Source organism: Sorangium sp. So ce426, from assembly GCF_051475585.1.
In the GTDB taxonomy this organism is placed as follows: domain Bacteria; phylum Myxococcota_A; class Polyangia; order Polyangiales; family Polyangiaceae; genus Sorangium; species Sorangium cellulosum_B.
Map to the genome: position 1 here is coordinate 7,685,478 of NZ_CP150341.1, position 16,354 is coordinate 7,701,831.

At 71.4% G+C, this 16,354-nt stretch carries 14 protein-coding genes; 8 read left to right on the forward strand and 6 right to left on the reverse strand.

The genetic code is table 11. From position 1 onward, the window contains the following. Window positions 1-233: 233 nt before the first annotated feature. Together WMF44_RS28500 and WMF44_RS28505 are read left to right on the forward strand one after the other, a co-directional pair. Entirely contained in the window at window positions 234-1,529 is a 1,296-nt protein-coding gene (locus WMF44_RS28500) for a hypothetical protein (RefSeq protein WP_437293195.1), read from the forward strand. Window positions 1,530-1,773: 244 nt separating this feature from the next. Further along, window positions 1,774-2,808, forward strand: a complete 1,035-nt coding sequence (locus WMF44_RS28505) for a methyltransferase (protein WP_437293196.1) — start codon at window positions 1,774-1,776, stop codon at window positions 2,806-2,808. A gap of 24 nt (window positions 2,809-2,832) precedes the next feature. On the opposite strand, the gene WMF44_RS28510 is transcribed toward WMF44_RS28505, so the two are convergent. Continuing rightward, window positions 2,833-3,381, reverse strand: a complete 549-nt coding sequence (locus tag WMF44_RS28510) for an ester cyclase (RefSeq protein WP_437293197.1) — start codon at window positions 3,379-3,381, stop codon at window positions 2,833-2,835. 252 nt (window positions 3,382-3,633) lie between these two features. On the opposite strand from WMF44_RS28510, the gene WMF44_RS28515 reads away from it, so the two are divergent. Further along, window positions 3,634-4,614, forward strand: a complete 981-nt coding sequence (locus tag WMF44_RS28515) for a LysR family transcriptional regulator (protein WP_437293198.1) — start codon at window positions 3,634-3,636, stop codon at window positions 4,612-4,614. 64 nt (window positions 4,615-4,678) lie between these two features. Here the strand turns inward: WMF44_RS28515 and WMF44_RS28520 are convergent, their stop codons facing one another. Continuing rightward, window positions 4,679-5,248: a hypothetical protein gene (locus tag WMF44_RS28520; protein ID WP_437293199.1), complete on the reverse strand. Its 570-nt coding sequence runs from the start codon at window positions 5,246-5,248 to the stop codon at window positions 4,679-4,681. A 267-nt stretch (window positions 5,249-5,515) separates the two neighbouring features. Between WMF44_RS28520 and WMF44_RS28525 the strand changes: the two genes are divergently transcribed. The 3 genes from WMF44_RS28525 (at window position 5,516) to phhA (ending at window position 8,986) form a co-directional block, all read left to right on the forward strand. After that, on the forward strand, window positions 5,516-6,487 hold the full coding sequence (locus WMF44_RS28525) for an aldo/keto reductase (RefSeq protein ID WP_437293200.1): 972 nt from the start codon (window positions 5,516-5,518) through the stop codon (window positions 6,485-6,487). Between the two features lie 175 nt (window positions 6,488-6,662). Further along, window positions 6,663-7,625 carry an MBL fold metallo-hydrolase gene (locus tag WMF44_RS28530; RefSeq protein WP_437293201.1) on the forward strand — a complete coding sequence of 321 codons (963 nt, stop codon included), beginning with the start codon at window positions 6,663-6,665 and terminating at the stop codon, window positions 7,623-7,625. A gap of 494 nt (window positions 7,626-8,119) precedes the next feature. Further along, on the forward strand, window positions 8,120-8,986 hold the full coding sequence (phhA, locus tag WMF44_RS28535; protein WP_437293202.1) for a phenylalanine 4-monooxygenase: 867 nt from the start codon (window positions 8,120-8,122) through the stop codon (window positions 8,984-8,986). 97 nt (window positions 8,987-9,083) lie between these two features. Here the strand turns inward: phhA and WMF44_RS28540 are convergent, their stop codons facing one another. From WMF44_RS28540 to miaB, 4 genes are all read right to left on the reverse strand, one after another. Then, window positions 9,084-10,523, reverse strand: coding sequence for a VanW family protein (locus WMF44_RS28540; protein WP_437293203.1), 1,440 nt, complete (start codon window positions 10,521-10,523; stop codon window positions 9,084-9,086). A 100-nt stretch (window positions 10,524-10,623) separates the two neighbouring features. After that, window positions 10,624-10,824 (reverse strand): sulfur carrier protein ThiS, encoded by a 201-nt coding sequence (gene thiS / locus WMF44_RS28545; protein WP_437293204.1) that lies wholly within the window; start codon window positions 10,822-10,824, stop codon window positions 10,624-10,626. Beyond that, complete coding sequence (locus tag WMF44_RS28550) at window positions 10,821-11,405, reverse strand: gamma carbonic anhydrase family protein (RefSeq protein ID WP_437293205.1); 585 nt, start codon at window positions 11,403-11,405, stop codon at window positions 10,821-10,823. The genes thiS and WMF44_RS28550 overlap by 4 nt, the downstream gene beginning before the upstream one ends. A gap of 1 nt (window position 11,406) precedes the next feature. Continuing rightward, window positions 11,407-12,897: a tRNA (N6-isopentenyl adenosine(37)-C2)-methylthiotransferase MiaB gene (gene miaB / locus WMF44_RS28555; RefSeq protein WP_437293206.1), complete on the reverse strand. Its 1,491-nt coding sequence runs from the start codon at window positions 12,895-12,897 to the stop codon at window positions 11,407-11,409. Between the two features lie 291 nt (window positions 12,898-13,188). Here miaB and WMF44_RS28560 point away from each other — a divergent pair, with 291 nt between their 5' ends. Beyond that, window positions 13,189-15,033, forward strand: a complete 1,845-nt coding sequence (locus tag WMF44_RS28560; protein WP_437293207.1) for an AMP-dependent synthetase/ligase — start codon at window positions 13,189-13,191, stop codon at window positions 15,031-15,033. 156 nt (window positions 15,034-15,189) lie between these two features. Then, window positions 15,190-16,152, forward strand: coding sequence for a prolyl aminopeptidase (pip, locus tag WMF44_RS28565; RefSeq protein WP_437293208.1), 963 nt, complete (start codon window positions 15,190-15,192; stop codon window positions 16,150-16,152). Window positions 16,153-16,354 lie beyond the last annotated feature (202 nt).

Below are 16,354 nucleotides of genomic sequence, written 5' to 3' on the forward strand. Positions count from 1 at the left end.
GTCACGCGGCGCTCGCCGCGCGAGCGATTGACGAAGAGACTAGAAAGCATGTGACCGCACGCGACGCAATCGCGTGATGGTGGACGAGGTGGTCGCCAAATTCCAACCGTGGCAGCGGCCCTGGCGCCTCGAGCGTCTGCCTGCCGGCGGGAGTCGGCGCGTGTCGATCAGAAACCGACATCGCGCGCGCGTCCGGCTTCTCCACTGGAAGCACGCGGCGCTAGAGTACCGCGATGCGACCAACCTGTTGGACCGGCCTGGCGGCGAGCGCCGCCCTGAGCACGGCGCTCGGCTGCAACGCGATCTGGGGGATCCCCGACGGAGAAGCCAGCGGAGATCCCGCGGCAGGCGGCGCGGGCAGCTCGGGCAGCTCCGGGGGCGCAGGGGCCACCGCGAGCGCAGGCTCGGGGGCCGGCGGGGGCGGGGGCGGCGCGGCCGGCGGGCCCTCCGCGGAGTGCCCGTTTGAGCCGTTCACAGGGCGCGCGCCGGGCGCGTGCCAGGCCGCCGACGGGGACAACGATTACCTCTCCGATCCGGAGAACTGCTGTGTGCCCGGCAGGAGCTGCCTGGGCGGCGCCTGCGAGGAGGGCAGGTGTCTGCCTGTCGTCCTCGCCACGGCCAACGACGAGGAGCACGAAGCGATCGGCCTCGTCGTGGATGGGGACGGGGACGAGGGACGCGTGCTCTGGGCGAGCGGCTACGGGAACACGATCTTCGCGACCGAGAAGGCGGCTTCCGGCTCGACCGAGCCGCTGGTGGTGCTCGACTCGCTCGCGACCATGCTCGCGCGCTCGGAGGGCTCGCTGCTCATCACCGACGAGACCGAGCCGGGCGTGTACCGGATGCCGCTCACGGGGAATGTCACCGTCTCGACGGTCGCCAGCGCCCAGGGAGCGGCGGGCTACCGGCGGCCCGTGGCCGGCGGCGGCTGGGTCTACTGGAGCACCGGCGTGATCGAGGACCCGGAGCAGGATCCCGACGCGCGCGATGTCCCGAAGCGCATCTGGGCGGCGCGGGCCGACGCGACCGATCAGACAGGCTTCCCCGTCTTCGACCGGGACACGTACGTCGGAGGCCTCGCGCTCGACGCCACCCATCTCTACTGGACCGAGCTCGAGCCCGGAGGGACGCACAGCACCGTTCGACGGATGGCGCTCGGGGAGCCCGGCCAGACCGAGATCGTCGCGTCGATCCCCATCCACGACGGCGATCTCCCCGGAGACATCGCGGTCGGCGAGCGGATCTTCTGGATCAGCGGCTACGCCATCTACGCCGCGAACAAGGACGGTACCGAAGCGGGCACACTCGTGGCCACGGACTTCCCCACGCGCCTGCTGGCAGACTCCACCTTTGTTTACTGGTACAGCCGCGAGGAGCAGCTCCAGCGGGTGCGCGCCTCGGGCGGCGCGCCGGAGCCGCTCGCCGACAGCGCGGACATCCGAGATCTCGCCCAGGACTGCGGCGCGCTCTACTGGACGACCTGGGCCACCGACGAGCGGCCAGCGTCGGTGATCAAGCTGGCCAAGTGAGCCGCGCGCCGGTCGCGCTCCCGGCGAAGCGAGCCGCCGAGCAGCCACAGAGCAGCTCGGCCCGGTGACGCCCGGAGGGCGCGCGCTCGTCTTGTTGACCGGTCAGAAAGGCGGGATCCAGGGTTCAGAGAGACGCGACACCTGGGCAGGAGCGACCGAGCTCCGCTATAGGTGATCGCTCGATCGCAGGCCGCTCAGGCGTGCGCATCCCTTTTCGAGCAGAGAGGAGGAACCATCGATGCCCATGGATCTCGAGAAACCCACCTGTGACGACTCGCTGATGCGGCAGCTCTGTATGTCCGCCTATCAGCTGCCCATCCTCAGCGTCGCCGACGAGCTCGGTGTGTTTCCGCTCCTCGAACCAGAGCCTGCGAGCATCGCGGCGCTGGCCGGAAAGCTGTCTCTCAGCCTCCGCGCGACCGAGGCGCTCCTGGCCTCCCTGGCGGGGATGGGGCTCCTCGTGCAGTCTCGTGGCAAGTTCCACCTCACCGAGGTGTCCCGCAACTTCTTGCTCCCGACGAAGCCGTTCTACTGGGGCCACATGCTGCGCCTGCTCCGCCAGGCTCCGATCTCGCACGGCACCTTGCTGGAGCTCCTGCGGCGGGACGGGGCGCTCGCGTGGGACCAGGGCAAGGTCATCACGGAGGAGTGGGCGCAGGCGGACCTGCCGGAGGAGCAGGCGTTCGCCTTCACCCGCGCGATGCACAGCCACTCCTTCGCGACCGCGGTCGGGCTCGCGCAGAGGGCGGACCTCACGGGCGCCCGCCGCCTGCTCGACGTCGCCGGCGGCTCCGGCTGCTTCAGCATCGCCCTGGCGCGGCACAACCCCGAGGTCCGGTTCACGGTCGCCGAGCTGCCGCCCGTGTGCAAGGCGACGCGGCAGTACGTCGCGGAGCACGGCCTCGAGGATCGCATCGACGTGCTGGAGCTCGACATGTTCCGCGACATGTGGCCTCCGGGTCACGACGCGATCTTCTTCGCCAACGTCCTCCATGACTGGGACAGCGCGCGCCGGCAGCAGCTGATCCGGCACAGCTTCGAGGCGCTGCCGCCGGGCGGACGGGTCCTCGTCTTCGAGCTCTTGCTCTCGGACGGGCAGGACGGCCCGCTCACGGCGGCGCTGAGCTCCATGAACATGGTGATCCTGACCCCCGGCAAGCAGTTCACGGCCGGCGAGCTCGACGAGCTCCTCCGCGGCTGCGGATTCGACGACGTATCGGTCACGCCGTCGTGCGCCGGGTACTCGCTCATCAGCGCGAGGAAGCCCCTCGATCGCTGAGGCCCGCTCCGCCCCCGTCGGCGGTCACTGCGCCACGACGCCGAGCTGCTGGAGCAGCGTCAGGTTGTCCTCGATGTGCCAGTTGTCGGTGATGCGACCGTCCTGCACGCGCAGGATGTCCGTGGCGAGGAAGTCCACGGCCTGCCCGGCGCCCTTCCTGTCGCCGAAGGCGCCGGTGAAGCGGCCTCGAAAGCGCAGGTGCGCCACCACGCGATCGCCGGCGACGATCAGCTGCTCCACCTCGCAGCTCAGGTCCGGCACCGCGGCGCGGAAGCTCTTCGACGCGAACGCCGGGCCCTCGGGGCCCTGCGGGCGCCCCTTGGGCAAGGTGCGGTCGGTGAACGTCGGCGCGATCGCCGCGTCGAGGTAGCGCGTGTCGCCGGTGCCCCAGAACGCGTAAAAGCGGCGCGCGGCGAGGATCTCCGCGTCCGCCTGCGCCCTGGGCAGGCTCGCGTCGACGACCATCGACCGCGGCGAGGGCAGGTCCTCCGCGCCGGCGCCCTGCACATAGCAGGCGCCCGCGGCGGCGAAGAGCGAGAGGGAGAGGGCGCTGATCAACAAGGGCTTTCTCATGACGTGTCTCCTTCGAACGGCGATCTCGGGCAGCCGGTCAGCGCGCGCGCGCCGACCGGAGGCGCCGCCGGCACGGCGGGGCGCGGCGCCGAGCGCGGCGGGTCCTGGGCCCGCCCTGGCGCGGCGACACGGACACCTTGATCCTTTCCTCCACGAAGGAGAACGAGCGCACTGGCCGAACCAGCTTTTCGAAAAAGTTGAAGATGTTCGCCGGCGCGCCTACCCTTCCGGGGTTCGCCGAGGGCGCGCGCGATGGTCGAGCTCGAGGACATGCAGCTGTTCGTGTGCGCTGTCGCGAGCGGCAGCCTGTCGGCGGCGGGGCGCGAGCTCGGGTTCTCGCCGGCGGTGGCGAGCAAGCGCATGACGCGGCTGGAGGCGGCGCTCGGCGTGCGCCTCCTCCAGCGCAGCTCGCGGCGGCTCACGCTCACCGGCGAGGGCGCGACCTACCACGAGCGCTGCATGGCCATCCTCGCCGACGTGAGCGAGGCCGAGCTCGCGGTGACCGCCGGAAAGGCCGAGGCGCGCGGCGTCCTGCGCGTGTCGGCGCCGGTGGATCTCGGCCGCCAGTGGGTGGGGCCGGCCGCGGCCGACTTCGCGGCGGCGCACCCGCGGCTCAGCGTGCGCGTCAGCCTGTCGGACCGCGTGGTGGACCTGTTCGAGGCCGGCGTCGACGTGGCCGTGCGCATCGGCGCGCTGGCCGACTCCCGCCTCGTCTCGCGCCGGCTGGCCCGGAGCCGCCGCGTGGTCTGCGGCGCGCCGGCCTACCTCTCGCGGCGCGGGCGGCCGCGCACGATCGCGGACCTGGCCGACCACGAGTGCATCGTGCTGCAGCGCCCGGGCATGCGCGCCCTCTCGTGGACCTTCCGCACCGAGCAGGGGCTCCACACCGTCCGGCCCTCGGGACGGCTCGTGGCCGACAGCGGCGACCTGGTGCGCGACTGGGCCGTGGCCGGCCATGGGCTCGCCTTCAAGTCGATCTGGGACGTCGCCGCCGACATCGACGCCGGGCGCCTCGTCCCGCTGCTCACCGACCTGCCCGCGCCGGGCTCGGCCGTGAACGTCATCTACCCGAGCCGGCGCTTCCTGCCCGCGAGGGCGCGGCTGTTCGTCGACTTCCTCCAGCAGCGCTTCGCCGCGCACGAGGCCGCGGTGCTGGCCGCCTCGACGCCGCGCGCGGAGCCGCCGTCCTCGCCTTCACCGCCGCCATCGCCTCGTGGCGAGCGACGCGCCTGAGGAGCACCCCCGCGGCGGGCAAGGCGGGGCCGCTGCCGGCCGCTGCCGACACGAGCGGCGCGCTTCAGGCGTCGGCCTGCGGGCCAGCGCCGATCGCCGACAGGAACTGCGCTCTCTCCTCGTCCGTCGGGCGCCGGCCCGAGAGGTAGCGCCGCTGGTGCGCGCGGGCCGCCGCCAGCGACGCCTGATTCAGGACGATGATCGGCACCTTGGGCGCATGCAGGCTCGTCACCTCGATCAGCGTCGTGCCGCCCGAGCCCGGCGAGAAGCGGTAAGTCCCGAGCCCCCGCGTCCACAGCACGTTCTCCTCGAACGCATCGACGACGATGACGAAGATCTCGGGCGAGACGCGCTCCGCGGAGAAGCGCAACGTCTGCGTGAAATGCCCGACGCCCGGGAGAGGCACGCTCATCCGGACGACGAAGCGCGGCTCACGGTACGATCCCGACTGCATCTCGCACCCGGTCCCGGGGAAGAGCTCCCGCGCGCAGCCCTGCTGATCCCACCACATGGCGGCGGCGTCGAGCGGGTCGATGTTCCCGATATCGATGACGAACCGGACGCCGCGCATGCCCCGCGCCTCGTCGTGGACGCTCTCGGCGTACGCGATCTCCGTGTCTTCCTGCTGCCACATGGTCGTCTCCTCGCCCCGGCGAGCGAGCATAAGTGAAGCACCGTTGCGCATCAAGGAAGCGGCCCTCCGCGCTGGATCCGCGCCGCCGCCACATCGCGGCAACGCCTCCAGCGCGGCGCGCGGCGCGCGGCGCCTATCGCGCGCCACACGCCGCGCGCCGCCGCCCGCCGGGCCGGCTCATGACGCCGCGACTCCGGCGAAACCCTACGACGCGTTCAGCCCTGCGGTGTGGACGGCCCGCGGAGCGCGTTGCTACCCTCCGGCGCCATGGACTACCGCAATCTCGGACGCACCGGCCTGAAGGTCAGCCCCCTCTGCCTCGGCACGATGAACTTCGGCCCGGAGACCAGCGAGCCCGACAGCTTCGCCATCATGGACCGAGCGCTCGGACACGGGATCAACTTCTTCGACACGGCCAACGTCTACGGGCGGAAGCGCGGAGAGGGGATCACCGAGCAGATCGTCGGGCGCTGGCTCGCCCAGGGCGACGGGCGCCGGGACCGCATCGTGCTCGCCACGAAGGTCTACGGCCTCATGGGCGAAGGGCCGAACGACAAGAGGCTCTCGGCCTATCACATCCGGCGCGCCTGCGAGGGGAGCCTGCGCCGCCTGCAGACAGACCACATCGACCTCTACCAGATGCACCACATCGACCGCGAGACGCCCTGGGACGAGATCTGGCAGGCGATGGAGCAGCTCGTCCGCGAGGGGAAGGTCCTCTATGTCGGCAGCAGCAACTTCGCTGGATGGCAGATCGCGCAGGCGAACGGCCTCGCCGCGCAGCGGCACTTCCTCGGCCTCGTCTCGGAGCAGAGCCTGTACAACCTCAACGCGCGCACCGTCGAGCTGGAGGTCCTGCCCGCGTGCCGCGCGCTCGGCCTCGGCGTCCTGCCCTGGAGCCCGCTCGCCGGCGGGCTGCTCGGCGGCGCCCTCCAGAAGGCGCGCGAGGGCCGGCGCTCCTCGGCCGACGCGCTGGCGCGCATCGAGAAGAACCGCGCCAAGCTGGAGGCGTACGAGGCGTTCTGCGCCGAGATCGGAGAGCGGCCCGCCGACGTGGCCGTGGCCTGGCTGCTCAGGAACCCGGTCGTGACGTCGCCCATCCTCGGCCCGCGCACCGCCGAGCAGCTCGACGGGAGCCTGCGCGCCCTCGAGATCACGCTGACGCCCGAGCACCTCGGGCGGCTCGACGCGATGTTCCCCGGCCCCGGCGGCGAGGCGCCGGAAGCGTACGCGTGGTGACCACGACCACGACCACGACCACGACCGCGACCGCGACCGCCTCCTGACCAATCCCCCGGCCCCCGCGCTCACGGCGGCGCGCGGGGGTTGATTTCGATTCCATGGCGGCCAGCGGATGGCCTACCTTCGAGGCTCGGAGAAGCGCCAGGCGGCGCCCGGGAACGAGGGAGTGGCCATGAGCCGATGGCGGTATGAACGAGGGCTGGAGGACATCGGCAATGGCTGCTTTGCCTATCTCCAGCCGGCCGGAACCTGGGGGCTCAGCAACGCGGGGCTCGTCACCTCGGACGGCGAGGCCCTGCTCGTCGACACGCTCTTCGACCTGAAGCGCACGCGCGAGATGCTCGACGCCATGCGCGCGGCGGCCCCCGCCGCGGCGCGGATAGGCACCGTCGTGAACACCCACGCGAACGGCGACCATTGCTACGGCAACGCGCTCGTCGAGGGCGCGACCTTCATCGCCACGCGCGCCGGCGCCGCCGAGATGGACGAGGTCCCCGCGCCGATGCTGGCCATGCTGATGCGACAGGCGCGCAGCGGCGCCGCGGGCGCGCTGGGCGAGTACCTCGTCCACTGCTTCGGCGCCTTCGACTTCGACGGGATCGCCCCCACGCCGCCGACCCGGGTGTTCGACGGGGAGCTGACCGTCGCGGTCGGGGGCAAGGAGGTCCACCTCATCGAGGTGGGCCCCTCGCACACGAAGGGCGATCTGCTCGTGCACGTGCCGGCGGACCGGGTGATCTACACGGGAGACGTCCTCTTCGTCGACGCGACGCCGATCATGTGGGCAGGGCCCGTCGGCAACTGGCTCAAGGCCTGCGACATCCTCCTCGCGGCCGACGTCGACGTCATCGTGCCGGGGCATGGCCCCATCACGGATCGCGCGGGTGTGCGCGCGGTCCGCGACTACCTCGTGTACATCCGCGACGAGGCCCGGCGCCGCTACGACGCCGGCATGCCCCCGGCGGACGCCGCCCGCGACATCGCGCTCGCCGACTACGCGAGCTGGAGCGACGCCGAGCGCATCGTGGTCAATGTGCACACGCTCTACCGCGAGTTCAGCGGCGGGAAGCTCCCCTCGCCGGGCCCGATCGAGCTCTTCGGCCTCATGGCCGAGCTCGCGCGCCGGCCACGTTGAGCGAGCCAGAAGAAGATGACGCTCATCATGAGTCTGTCGTCGCGAGCAGCGAAGTTAAGCTAAGCGAAGATCACGCCCGTCGTCGTCCCTGGCAGCAGGCGATCCTCGGCGCCTCGGCCGCGCACAGAGGGGCGCCGCCCGCCGCCATGGACACAGAGTTTCCCCTGAGGACGATTCCTGGTCAAGCGACGCCGGGGGCGCGCGGACAGCCAATGTCCTTGCCGTCGCGCCGGCGTTCGGCGCGCCGCCTACCGTGCAGGCGCCGTGCGCAGCGCGGATCCAGGCCGCCGCAGGCGCCCGCGCGGCGGGGCGAAGCGCCTGGAGGCGCGCGAGCACGGTGGCGACCCTCACCAGGCGACGGCGGAGCTCCTCCGACGTGTCCGGTTGCGCGGCCACCGTCAGCAGGCGCGGGAACCAGCAGGATTGCCCTTGCGGACGCCATGTTCTTATGATGCCTTGTCTCCCGAAGCGTCTGGACTTCATTCTCCCCCACCATGAGCTATGCAGACGGCACCCCGCCCGAAGGCGCGGCAGCGGATTGGACGATTCCCCAGCGTTGGGAGCGCTACAGCGCGGCCGAGCACGCGCTGTGGGACCGGCTGTTCGATCGGCAGGCCAAGCTGCTCCCGGCCCGCGCCGCGCCCGAGTTCCTGGCCGGGCTCGATGTGTTGCGTCTAGGCGACAGCGGAATCCCGAACTTCGACGCGCTCTCCGATCGCCTGATGAAAGCGACCGGCTGGCAGGTGGTGGCGGTGCCGGGCCTGATTCCCGACAATGTGTTCTTCGAACATCTGGCGAACCGCCGCTTCGTCGCCGGCAACTTCATCCGCACGCCCGAGCAGGTCGACTATCTGCAGGAGCCGGACGTCTTCCACGACGTGTTCGGCCACGTCCCCCTGCTGGCGAACCCCGTCTTCGCCGATTACATGCAGGCCTATGGCCAGGGCGGCCAGCGGGCGAACGGGCTCGGCGCGATCCAGCGGCTGGCGCGCCTTTACTGGTACACGGTCGAGTTCGGGCTGATGAAGAGCGCAGAGGGCCTGCGCATCTATGGCGCAGGGATCGTCTCCTCGCACGGCGAATCGATCTTTGCGCTCGACGATCCCTCGCCCAATCGGCTCGGCTTCGATCTGCTGCGGCTGATGCGCACCCGCTATCGAATCGACGATTACCAGCAGAGCTATTTCTTGATCGACAGCTTCGAGGATCTTCTCCGCCAGACGCTCGAGACCGACTTCGCGCCCCTCTACGAACAGGCCGCCCAGCTGACGGACATCGCGCCGGCCGACGTGCTGCCGGAGGATCGGATCTACACACGCGGCACGCAGGCCTATGCGCTCGCGAAGGGGGTGGCGGGATAAGGCATCCCCTGATTCGACCTCGAAGAGCAAGCTCCCACGGCAGATGGGCGCGGAAGCGGTCACGGCCTCCCTTGGGGGCCGGCGCGCTCGACCGGGCTCACATCGAGTAGGCGCCGCCCTGCCCCGCCGCAGCGGGGGCCTCGGCGGGGGACTCCCCCTCGCGGAGCTCTTCCACCGCCTTCGCGTGCTCGGAGAGCGCCGGCAGCGCCTGCGGGTCGTAGTCGGGCGCGACCCAGAAGACCTCTGGCGCGGGCCTGTACTCGCTCGAATAGCTGCGCTCCGAGGCCCTGCCGTCCTTGTAACGGACGGTGACGAAGGACCTCACGTCGTATCCGCACGAGCCCTTCTGGTGGCGCTTCACCTTGCCCTCGGAGAGCTCGGACTTCACGTAGATGCGCCGGATGAAATCGTCGGTGTGCTCGGCCGAGACGTGGTGCTCGACCTCCGCCACGGGGTCTCCGCCCAGGATCTCGACGCGGAGCACCGTCGGCTCGGGGAGATACGCGTGGATCATGATCGGGAACGGGAGCGTGTTCCTGATCTTCAGGTCCGACTCCGGATAGGTCACCATCGCGTCGAGGCCCATGGGGATGTAAGCGCTCGGGCGGGAGTGGCTCTGGCGATCCGGCGTGTCGAGCGCGCCGAAGAGCGACGCGGCGTAGAGCGTGCTCGAGACCTGACACGTCCCCCCGCCGTAGCCGGGGACTGTCTCGTCCCCCAGGATCTCCGGGGCGATGGTGAACCCGTTCTTGGCCGTCCGGGGGCCGACATGGGTGTTGAACGAGAAGGTATCGCCCGGGGCCAGGATGGTGCCGTCGATCTTGGAGGCGGCGTTCCTGATGTTGCGGGCGCGCCCCGCCTCCTTGCCGTGGTGCTTGAACTTCGTCTCGTAGGCCGCGACGACGCGGGTGACGTCGACGCTCACCAGGTCGGCGACGACGACCTGCGGCAAGATCTGCCGGACGGCGAGCTCGATGAGCTCCTCGTCGCCGTGCTCCCCGGCCCGCAGCGCCGCGAGGGAGGCGTCGACGTCGAGCGCCCGGCCGGCCTGCTCCGGGATCTTGCGCCGGTTCGCGAGGTCGAGCCGCGCGTCCACGGGCGCCCGGTAGATCTGCGGAGCGAGCCGCTCGAGGAACGCCCGCGCCCGAGGCTCATCGACGGCCCAGGCGAGCGGCACGTCGATCTCGCCGCGCCGCGCCCCCCGGGCCTCGCGGAGCCGCCGCGCCCAGGGCCCCTCGTGGCCGACGCGCTGCGCTGCCGCGAGCGTCTCGTCGACGTCGACCTCGACGCCCGTTTCACCGAGCGTGGCGGTGAGCTCCACGTCGTCGTGGCGCAGCCGGACCACGCGCTCGCGGAGCACGTCGCGCCGCGCCGCGAGCCAGGCCGCCGGCGCGGCGCCGTCCGGCAGGAAACGCTCGCCGACCGAGAGGCCTCGGACCACCGGAGAGGCCGGCAACGCGTGGCGAACCGCGAGGGCGGCGCCCACGCCGGCCGACCCGCCGAGCGCCAAGACCAGAACGAGGGCCCTCGTATCCACGGCAGCTCGCCATGATAGCCGGATCGCGGACGACCTGGAAGATCGCTAAACCGTCGAGAAGAGAAAAGAACCGCCATGGCGCCAAGGGCGCCGAGCGGCCTCAGCCGCCGCCGACGAAATGGACGATCTCGACAACGTCCCCCTCGGCGAGCTCGGCGGCCGTGTGCTCGGCGCGTGGCACCACCTCGCCGTTGCGCTCCACCGCCACCGGCCCCTCGGTCAGCCCGAGCAGCTCGACGAGCCTCCGCACCGTGAGCGCCGCCGGCACGTCGCGCGCTTCCCCGTTCACCGTGATGTTCATGGCTTCCTCACCTCTCGCATCACCAAGCGCGCCGCGACCTCCGGCGGCTCGACGGCCTCCCCGGCGAGCGCCGCCCGGAAGCGCCGCGCGTTCTCCACGTAGCCCGCGGCGCCCAGCTTCCCGAGCTCGGCCTGGTCCGGCCGCACCTCGCCCACCACCCGGGCCGGGTTGCCGCGCACCATCGAGCGCGGCGGGATCACCCGCCCCGGCGGCACCACCGCGCCCGCCGCGATCACCGAGCACTCGCCGATCTCGACGTTGTCGAGCACGATGCTGCCCATCCCGATCAGACACCCGTCCCCGACGCGGCAGCCGTGCAGGATCGCGCTGTGCCCGATCGTCACGTCGGCGCCGACGATCGTCTGCGAGACGCCGCCCGTCAGGTGCAGGCACGCGAGATCCTGCACGTTGGTCCGCGGGCCGACGCGGATCGCGCCGATGTCCCCGCGCAGCACCGCGCCGAACCACACGCTCGCCTCGTCGCCGAGCTCGACGTCGCCGATCACCGTCGCGTTCGGCGCGAGGAACACGTCGCGCCCGAGCCGCGGGGACACCCCGCCGAGGTCGAGGACGAGCGCCACCTCAGCCGCCCTCGGCGGCGACCACCGGCAGCGAGCGCCGGGCGGGCCGCGCCTCAAGGCCGCCCCGCTGCCGCGGCCGGGCCGCGGCGCGCGCCGCCTCGGTGAGCTCGGCCTGCAGCGAGTGCTTGTTCGCCCGCGCGATCGAGACCTCGACGACCTCGCCGAGCAGATCGAGCTCCCCGGCGCCGTCGATGTGCGCGATCTCGTGGCGCCCCGTCCGGCCGGACCAGAGCGCGCCGCCGGCTCCGCCGTGACCGCGCTCCTTGTCGCGCCCCTCGACGAGCACCTCCTGCGTCGTCCCCACGAGGGCCGACAGGTGGGCCGCGAGCAGCGCCTCGCTCTCCTCGAACAGGCGCGCGAGCCGCTCGCCCTTCACGCCCTCGGGCACGTCGTCCGGCAGCTTCAGCGCGGGCGTGTGCGGCCGGCGCGAGTACTTGAAGCCGAACAGCCCCTTGAACCCGACCTCGCGCACGAGCGACAGCGTCGCCGCGAAGTCGTCCTCCGTCTCGCCCGGGAAGCCGACGATGATGTCGGTCGAGAGCGTCAGGCCCGGGACCGCCTCCACGAGCGCCCGCGTCCGCGCGACGTACTCGGCGCGCGTGTAGCGGCGGATCATCCGCCGGAGGACCCGATCGCTGCCCGACTGCACCGGCATGTGCACGTGGCGCGGCAGCACCGGGAGCTCGGCGTGGGCGAGGACGAGCGAGGGCGTGAGGTGCCGCGGGTGCGGGCTCGTGTAGCGCAGGCGCGCGAGGCCGGGGACGTCGGCCGCGACGCGCCGGAGCAGCGCCGCGAACTCGCTCTCGTCCGGGTCGTCCGCGCTCGCGCCCGGGGCCCGCGGCAGCGCGCCGAGCGGGTCGCGGTAGCTGTTCACCGTCTGGCCGAGCAGCGTGACCTCGCGCGTCCCCGCCGCCACGAGCGCCGCGATCTCGGCGACGATCTCGTCGCTCGGCCGGTACCGCTCCGGCCCGCGGGTGTGGGGGACGATGCAGAACGAGCAGCGCTCGTCGCAGCCCTTCATGACGGTCACGAACGCCGTCGGCGCGGCGCGCGGCGAGGAGGAGGGCGAGGGCGGCGACGCAACGAGGAACCGGGGCGCGTCGAGGTCGAACACCGTGCGCGCGATCGGCAGCCCGCCGATCGCGAGGTCGCCGAGCAGGCCGGGCAGCTCCGGGATGTTGTCGGGCCCCACCACGACGTCGATCGCGCGCATCTGCTTGAGGAGGCGCTCCCCCTCCTGCTGCGCCACGCAGCCCGCCACGACGAGCACCCGGTCCGCGCGCTCCCGCTTCCAGCGCGCGAGCCGGCCCACCTCGCTCCGCAGCTTCTGCTCGGCCTTCTCGCGCACGCTGCACGTGTTGAGCACGAGCACGTCCGCCTCGTCGGCGCTGCCGGCCTCCGTGTAGCCGGCGCAGCGGAGCACGTCGTGCATCCGCTCGGAGTCGTGCACGTTCATCTGGCAGCCGAACGTCGTGATGGAATACCGGGGCATCGAAGCGATGAACGCTCTAACAGAAGGGGCCCGAGGCCGCCACCTCGCGCGCCAGGGGCCCCGCCATCGACGCCATCGACGCCGGCACGCCGCGCGAGCGCTCCCGCTCCCCCCATCGTCAACCCCCGCGAGGGCACCCCGACCCCGCGCCGAGCGCCGCGCGCTGGGCAGCCCCAGGCTCGGCCCGACAGCAGCCCCAGCGTCGGCGCGACAACAGCCGGCGCCACGCACCACCAAAAGGACACTGACGCGGCGCAGTACCATGTTAACAATCGGCTCGGGAGGAGACCGATGGCGAAACTGGAGAACCTGGTAGACCTGCTCGATCGCGCGCTGAAGCTTCATGGCCACCGGCCGCTGTTCGGGACAAAAACCGATGGCCGCTGGGACTGGATCACGTATGCCGAGTTCGGGCAGCTCGTCGCCAGGTTCCGCGGTGGCCTGGCGTCGCTCGGCGTCCAGCGGGGGGATCGGGTGGCCCTCATCTCCAACAACCGCGTCGAGTGGGCGGTCTCGGCGTACGCCTGCTTCAGCATGGGAGTCGCCGTCGTGCCGATGTACGAGGCGCAGCTCCCGAGCGAGTGGGCGTTCATCATCAACGATTGCGAGGCCGTGGCCGCGATCGTCGCCACGCCGCAGATCTACGGCAAATGCAAGGATCTCGCCGAGAAGGCGCCCTCGCTGAAGCACGTTGTCTGTCTGTTCGACCCCGACGGGGCGAGGGACGGCGTCCCCGGGGCGAAGACCAGCTCGTACAAGGAGCTCCTCGCCGCGGGCGAGGCGAGCCCGGCCCCGTCCATCCAGCCGACATCGAAGGACACGGCGTGCCTCATCTACACGTCGGGCACGACCGGCAACCCCAAGGGGGTGATCCTGTCGCACGGCAACATCGCCTCCAACGTCTGCGCGGTGCTGGACCTCATCCCCTTCGGCGGCGGCGATCGGAGCCTGTCGTTCCTCCCGTGGGCCCACTCGTTCGGCCACACCGGCGAGCTCCACGTGATGATCACGGTGGGCGCGTCGATGGCGCTGAGCGAGTCGGTCGACAAGATCCTCGCGAACCTCGGCGAGGTGCGCCCCACCGTGCTGATGAGCGTCCCGCGGATCTTCAACCGCATCTACGAGGGCGTGCAGAAGAAGATGGCGGGGAAGCCCGCCGTCATCCAGGCCCTGTTCCGCGCCGGGATGCGCGCCGCGACGAAGAAGCAGAAGGGCGAGCCCCTCGGCCTCGTCGAGCGGCTCACGCTCGCCGCGGCGGACCGCGTCATCTTCTCGACGATACGCGCCAGTGTCGGCGGCAAGCTGAAGTACGCCGTCAGCGGCGGGGCGGCGCTCGCCTATCAGGTGGCCGAGTTCGTCGACGCGCTCGGCATCACCGTCTACGAGGGCTACGGCCTCACGGAGACATCGCCCGTCGCCACCGTGAACTACCCGGGGGCCCGCCGCCTCGGCAGCGTGGGCAAGCCGATCCCGGGCGTGAAGATCGTCATCGACAGGTCGGAGACCCACGACCCGAAGCAGGGAGAGATCGTCGTCTACGGCCCGAACGTCATGGTGGGCTATTACAAGCGCGACGAGGAGAACAAGGCCGTCTTCACGGAGGATGGCGGCTTCCGCACAGGCGATCTGGGCTACCTCGACGACGACGGGTACCTCTTCGTCACGGGCCGCATCAAGGAGCAGTACAAGCTGGAGAACGGCAAGTACGTCGCGCCGGCCCCGCTCGAGGAGAAGATCAAGCTGTCTCCGCTGATCAACGGCGCGATGATCTACGGCGACAACCGCCCCTTCAACGTGGCGGTGATCGCGCCCGAGATGACGGCGCTCACGGAATGGGCGCGGGCCGAGGGGCTCTCGTTCGAGTCGACGGAGGCGATGCTGAAGCACCCGCGGGTGGTCGCGCACGTGAAGGCGGAGGTCGACAGGTACGCGTCCGATTTCAAGTCCTTCGAGAAGATCAAGCAGATCACCCTCGCGGCCGAGGATTTCACGGCGGAGAACGGGATGCTCACGCCGACCCTGAAGCTGAAGCGGCGCGTGGCGCTCCAGAAATACGGGCCCGCGCTCGAGGCGCTCTACGGCGGCGCGGGCGGCGCGGAGAAGGCCACGGCGCGCGACGCCGCGCAGCCCGGCTGAGCCTCCCGCACCTCCCTGCCGGCGATCCCTCGCCCCTCCCCCGCCACCTGCCGTCCCCCCGTCCACGTCCTCCCTCTCCCCTCCAGGCGCGCCTTCGCGTACGCTGAGCGCGCCGGCGCGCCGGCGCGCCGGCGTCGACCGACGAACGGGAGCGGCATGACGACAACAGGCACCCAGAGGCGAACGCTGTATCCCGAGATCGAGCCGTACCGCGCCGGGAGGCTGCGCGTCTCCGATCTTCACGAGATCTATTTCGAGGAGTCGGGCAATCCGCGCGGCAAGCCGGTGGTCTTCGTGCACGGCGGCCCCGGGGGCGGCACGGAGCCGAAGCAGCGGCGCTTCTTCGACCCGGCCGCCTACCGGATCGTGCTCTTCGACCAGCGGGGCTGCGGCAGGAGCACGCCGCACGCGTGCCTTTCGGAGAACACCACCTGGCACCTCGTCGAGGACATGGAGAAGCTCCGCGAGCACCTCGGGATCGAGCGCTGGCAGGTGTTCGGCGGCTCGTGGGGGAGCACGCTGTCGCTGGCCTACGCCGAGCGGCACCCGGAGCGGGTGACGGAGCTCGTGCTGCGCGGCATCTTCCTCCTGCGGAAGCAGGAGCTCGACTGGTTCTATCAGCGGGGCGCGAGCGCCATCTTCCCCGACGCGTGGGAGGAGTACCTCGCGTTCATCCCCGAGCCCGAGCGGGGCGACCTGCTCACGGCGTACCACCGGCGCCTCACGAGCCCGGACCCCGGGTTGCAGCAGCGGGCGGCGCGCGCGTGGAGCGTCTGGGAGGGGCGGACGAGCTGCCTGTTCACGAACCATGAGCTCGTCGCGAAGACGTCAGGTGATGAGTTCGCCCTCGCGTTCGCCCGGATCGAGTGCCACTATTTCATGAACAAGGGGTTCTTCACGACGGAGACGCAGCTGCTCGACGACGTGCAGCGGATCCGCCATATCCCGACCGTCATCGTGCAGGGCCGCTACGATGTGGTCTGTCCGCCGGAGAGCGCGTGGGCGCTCCACCGCGCGTTCCCCGAGTCCGATCTGCGCATCGTGGCCGACGCGGGGCACTCGGCGATGGAGCCGGGCATCCTGCACGAGCTGGTCGAGGCGACCGACCGGTTCCGTTGACGCGCGGCCGCGGCGGCGCGGCCGAGCTCGGTGGATACGCCCGGTACACCAAACACCGTATTTCGCGGTCAACCACCTCCCGAGCGCCGATCGCCCCCTCTCGCTCTCCACGAATTCAGGCCGCGCGCAGGTTGTCGAGTCTGCTGGAGCCCGCCGCTCGGGGTGCGATCCGGGTGAATTACGCCGGACTCGGCCCTCCGGC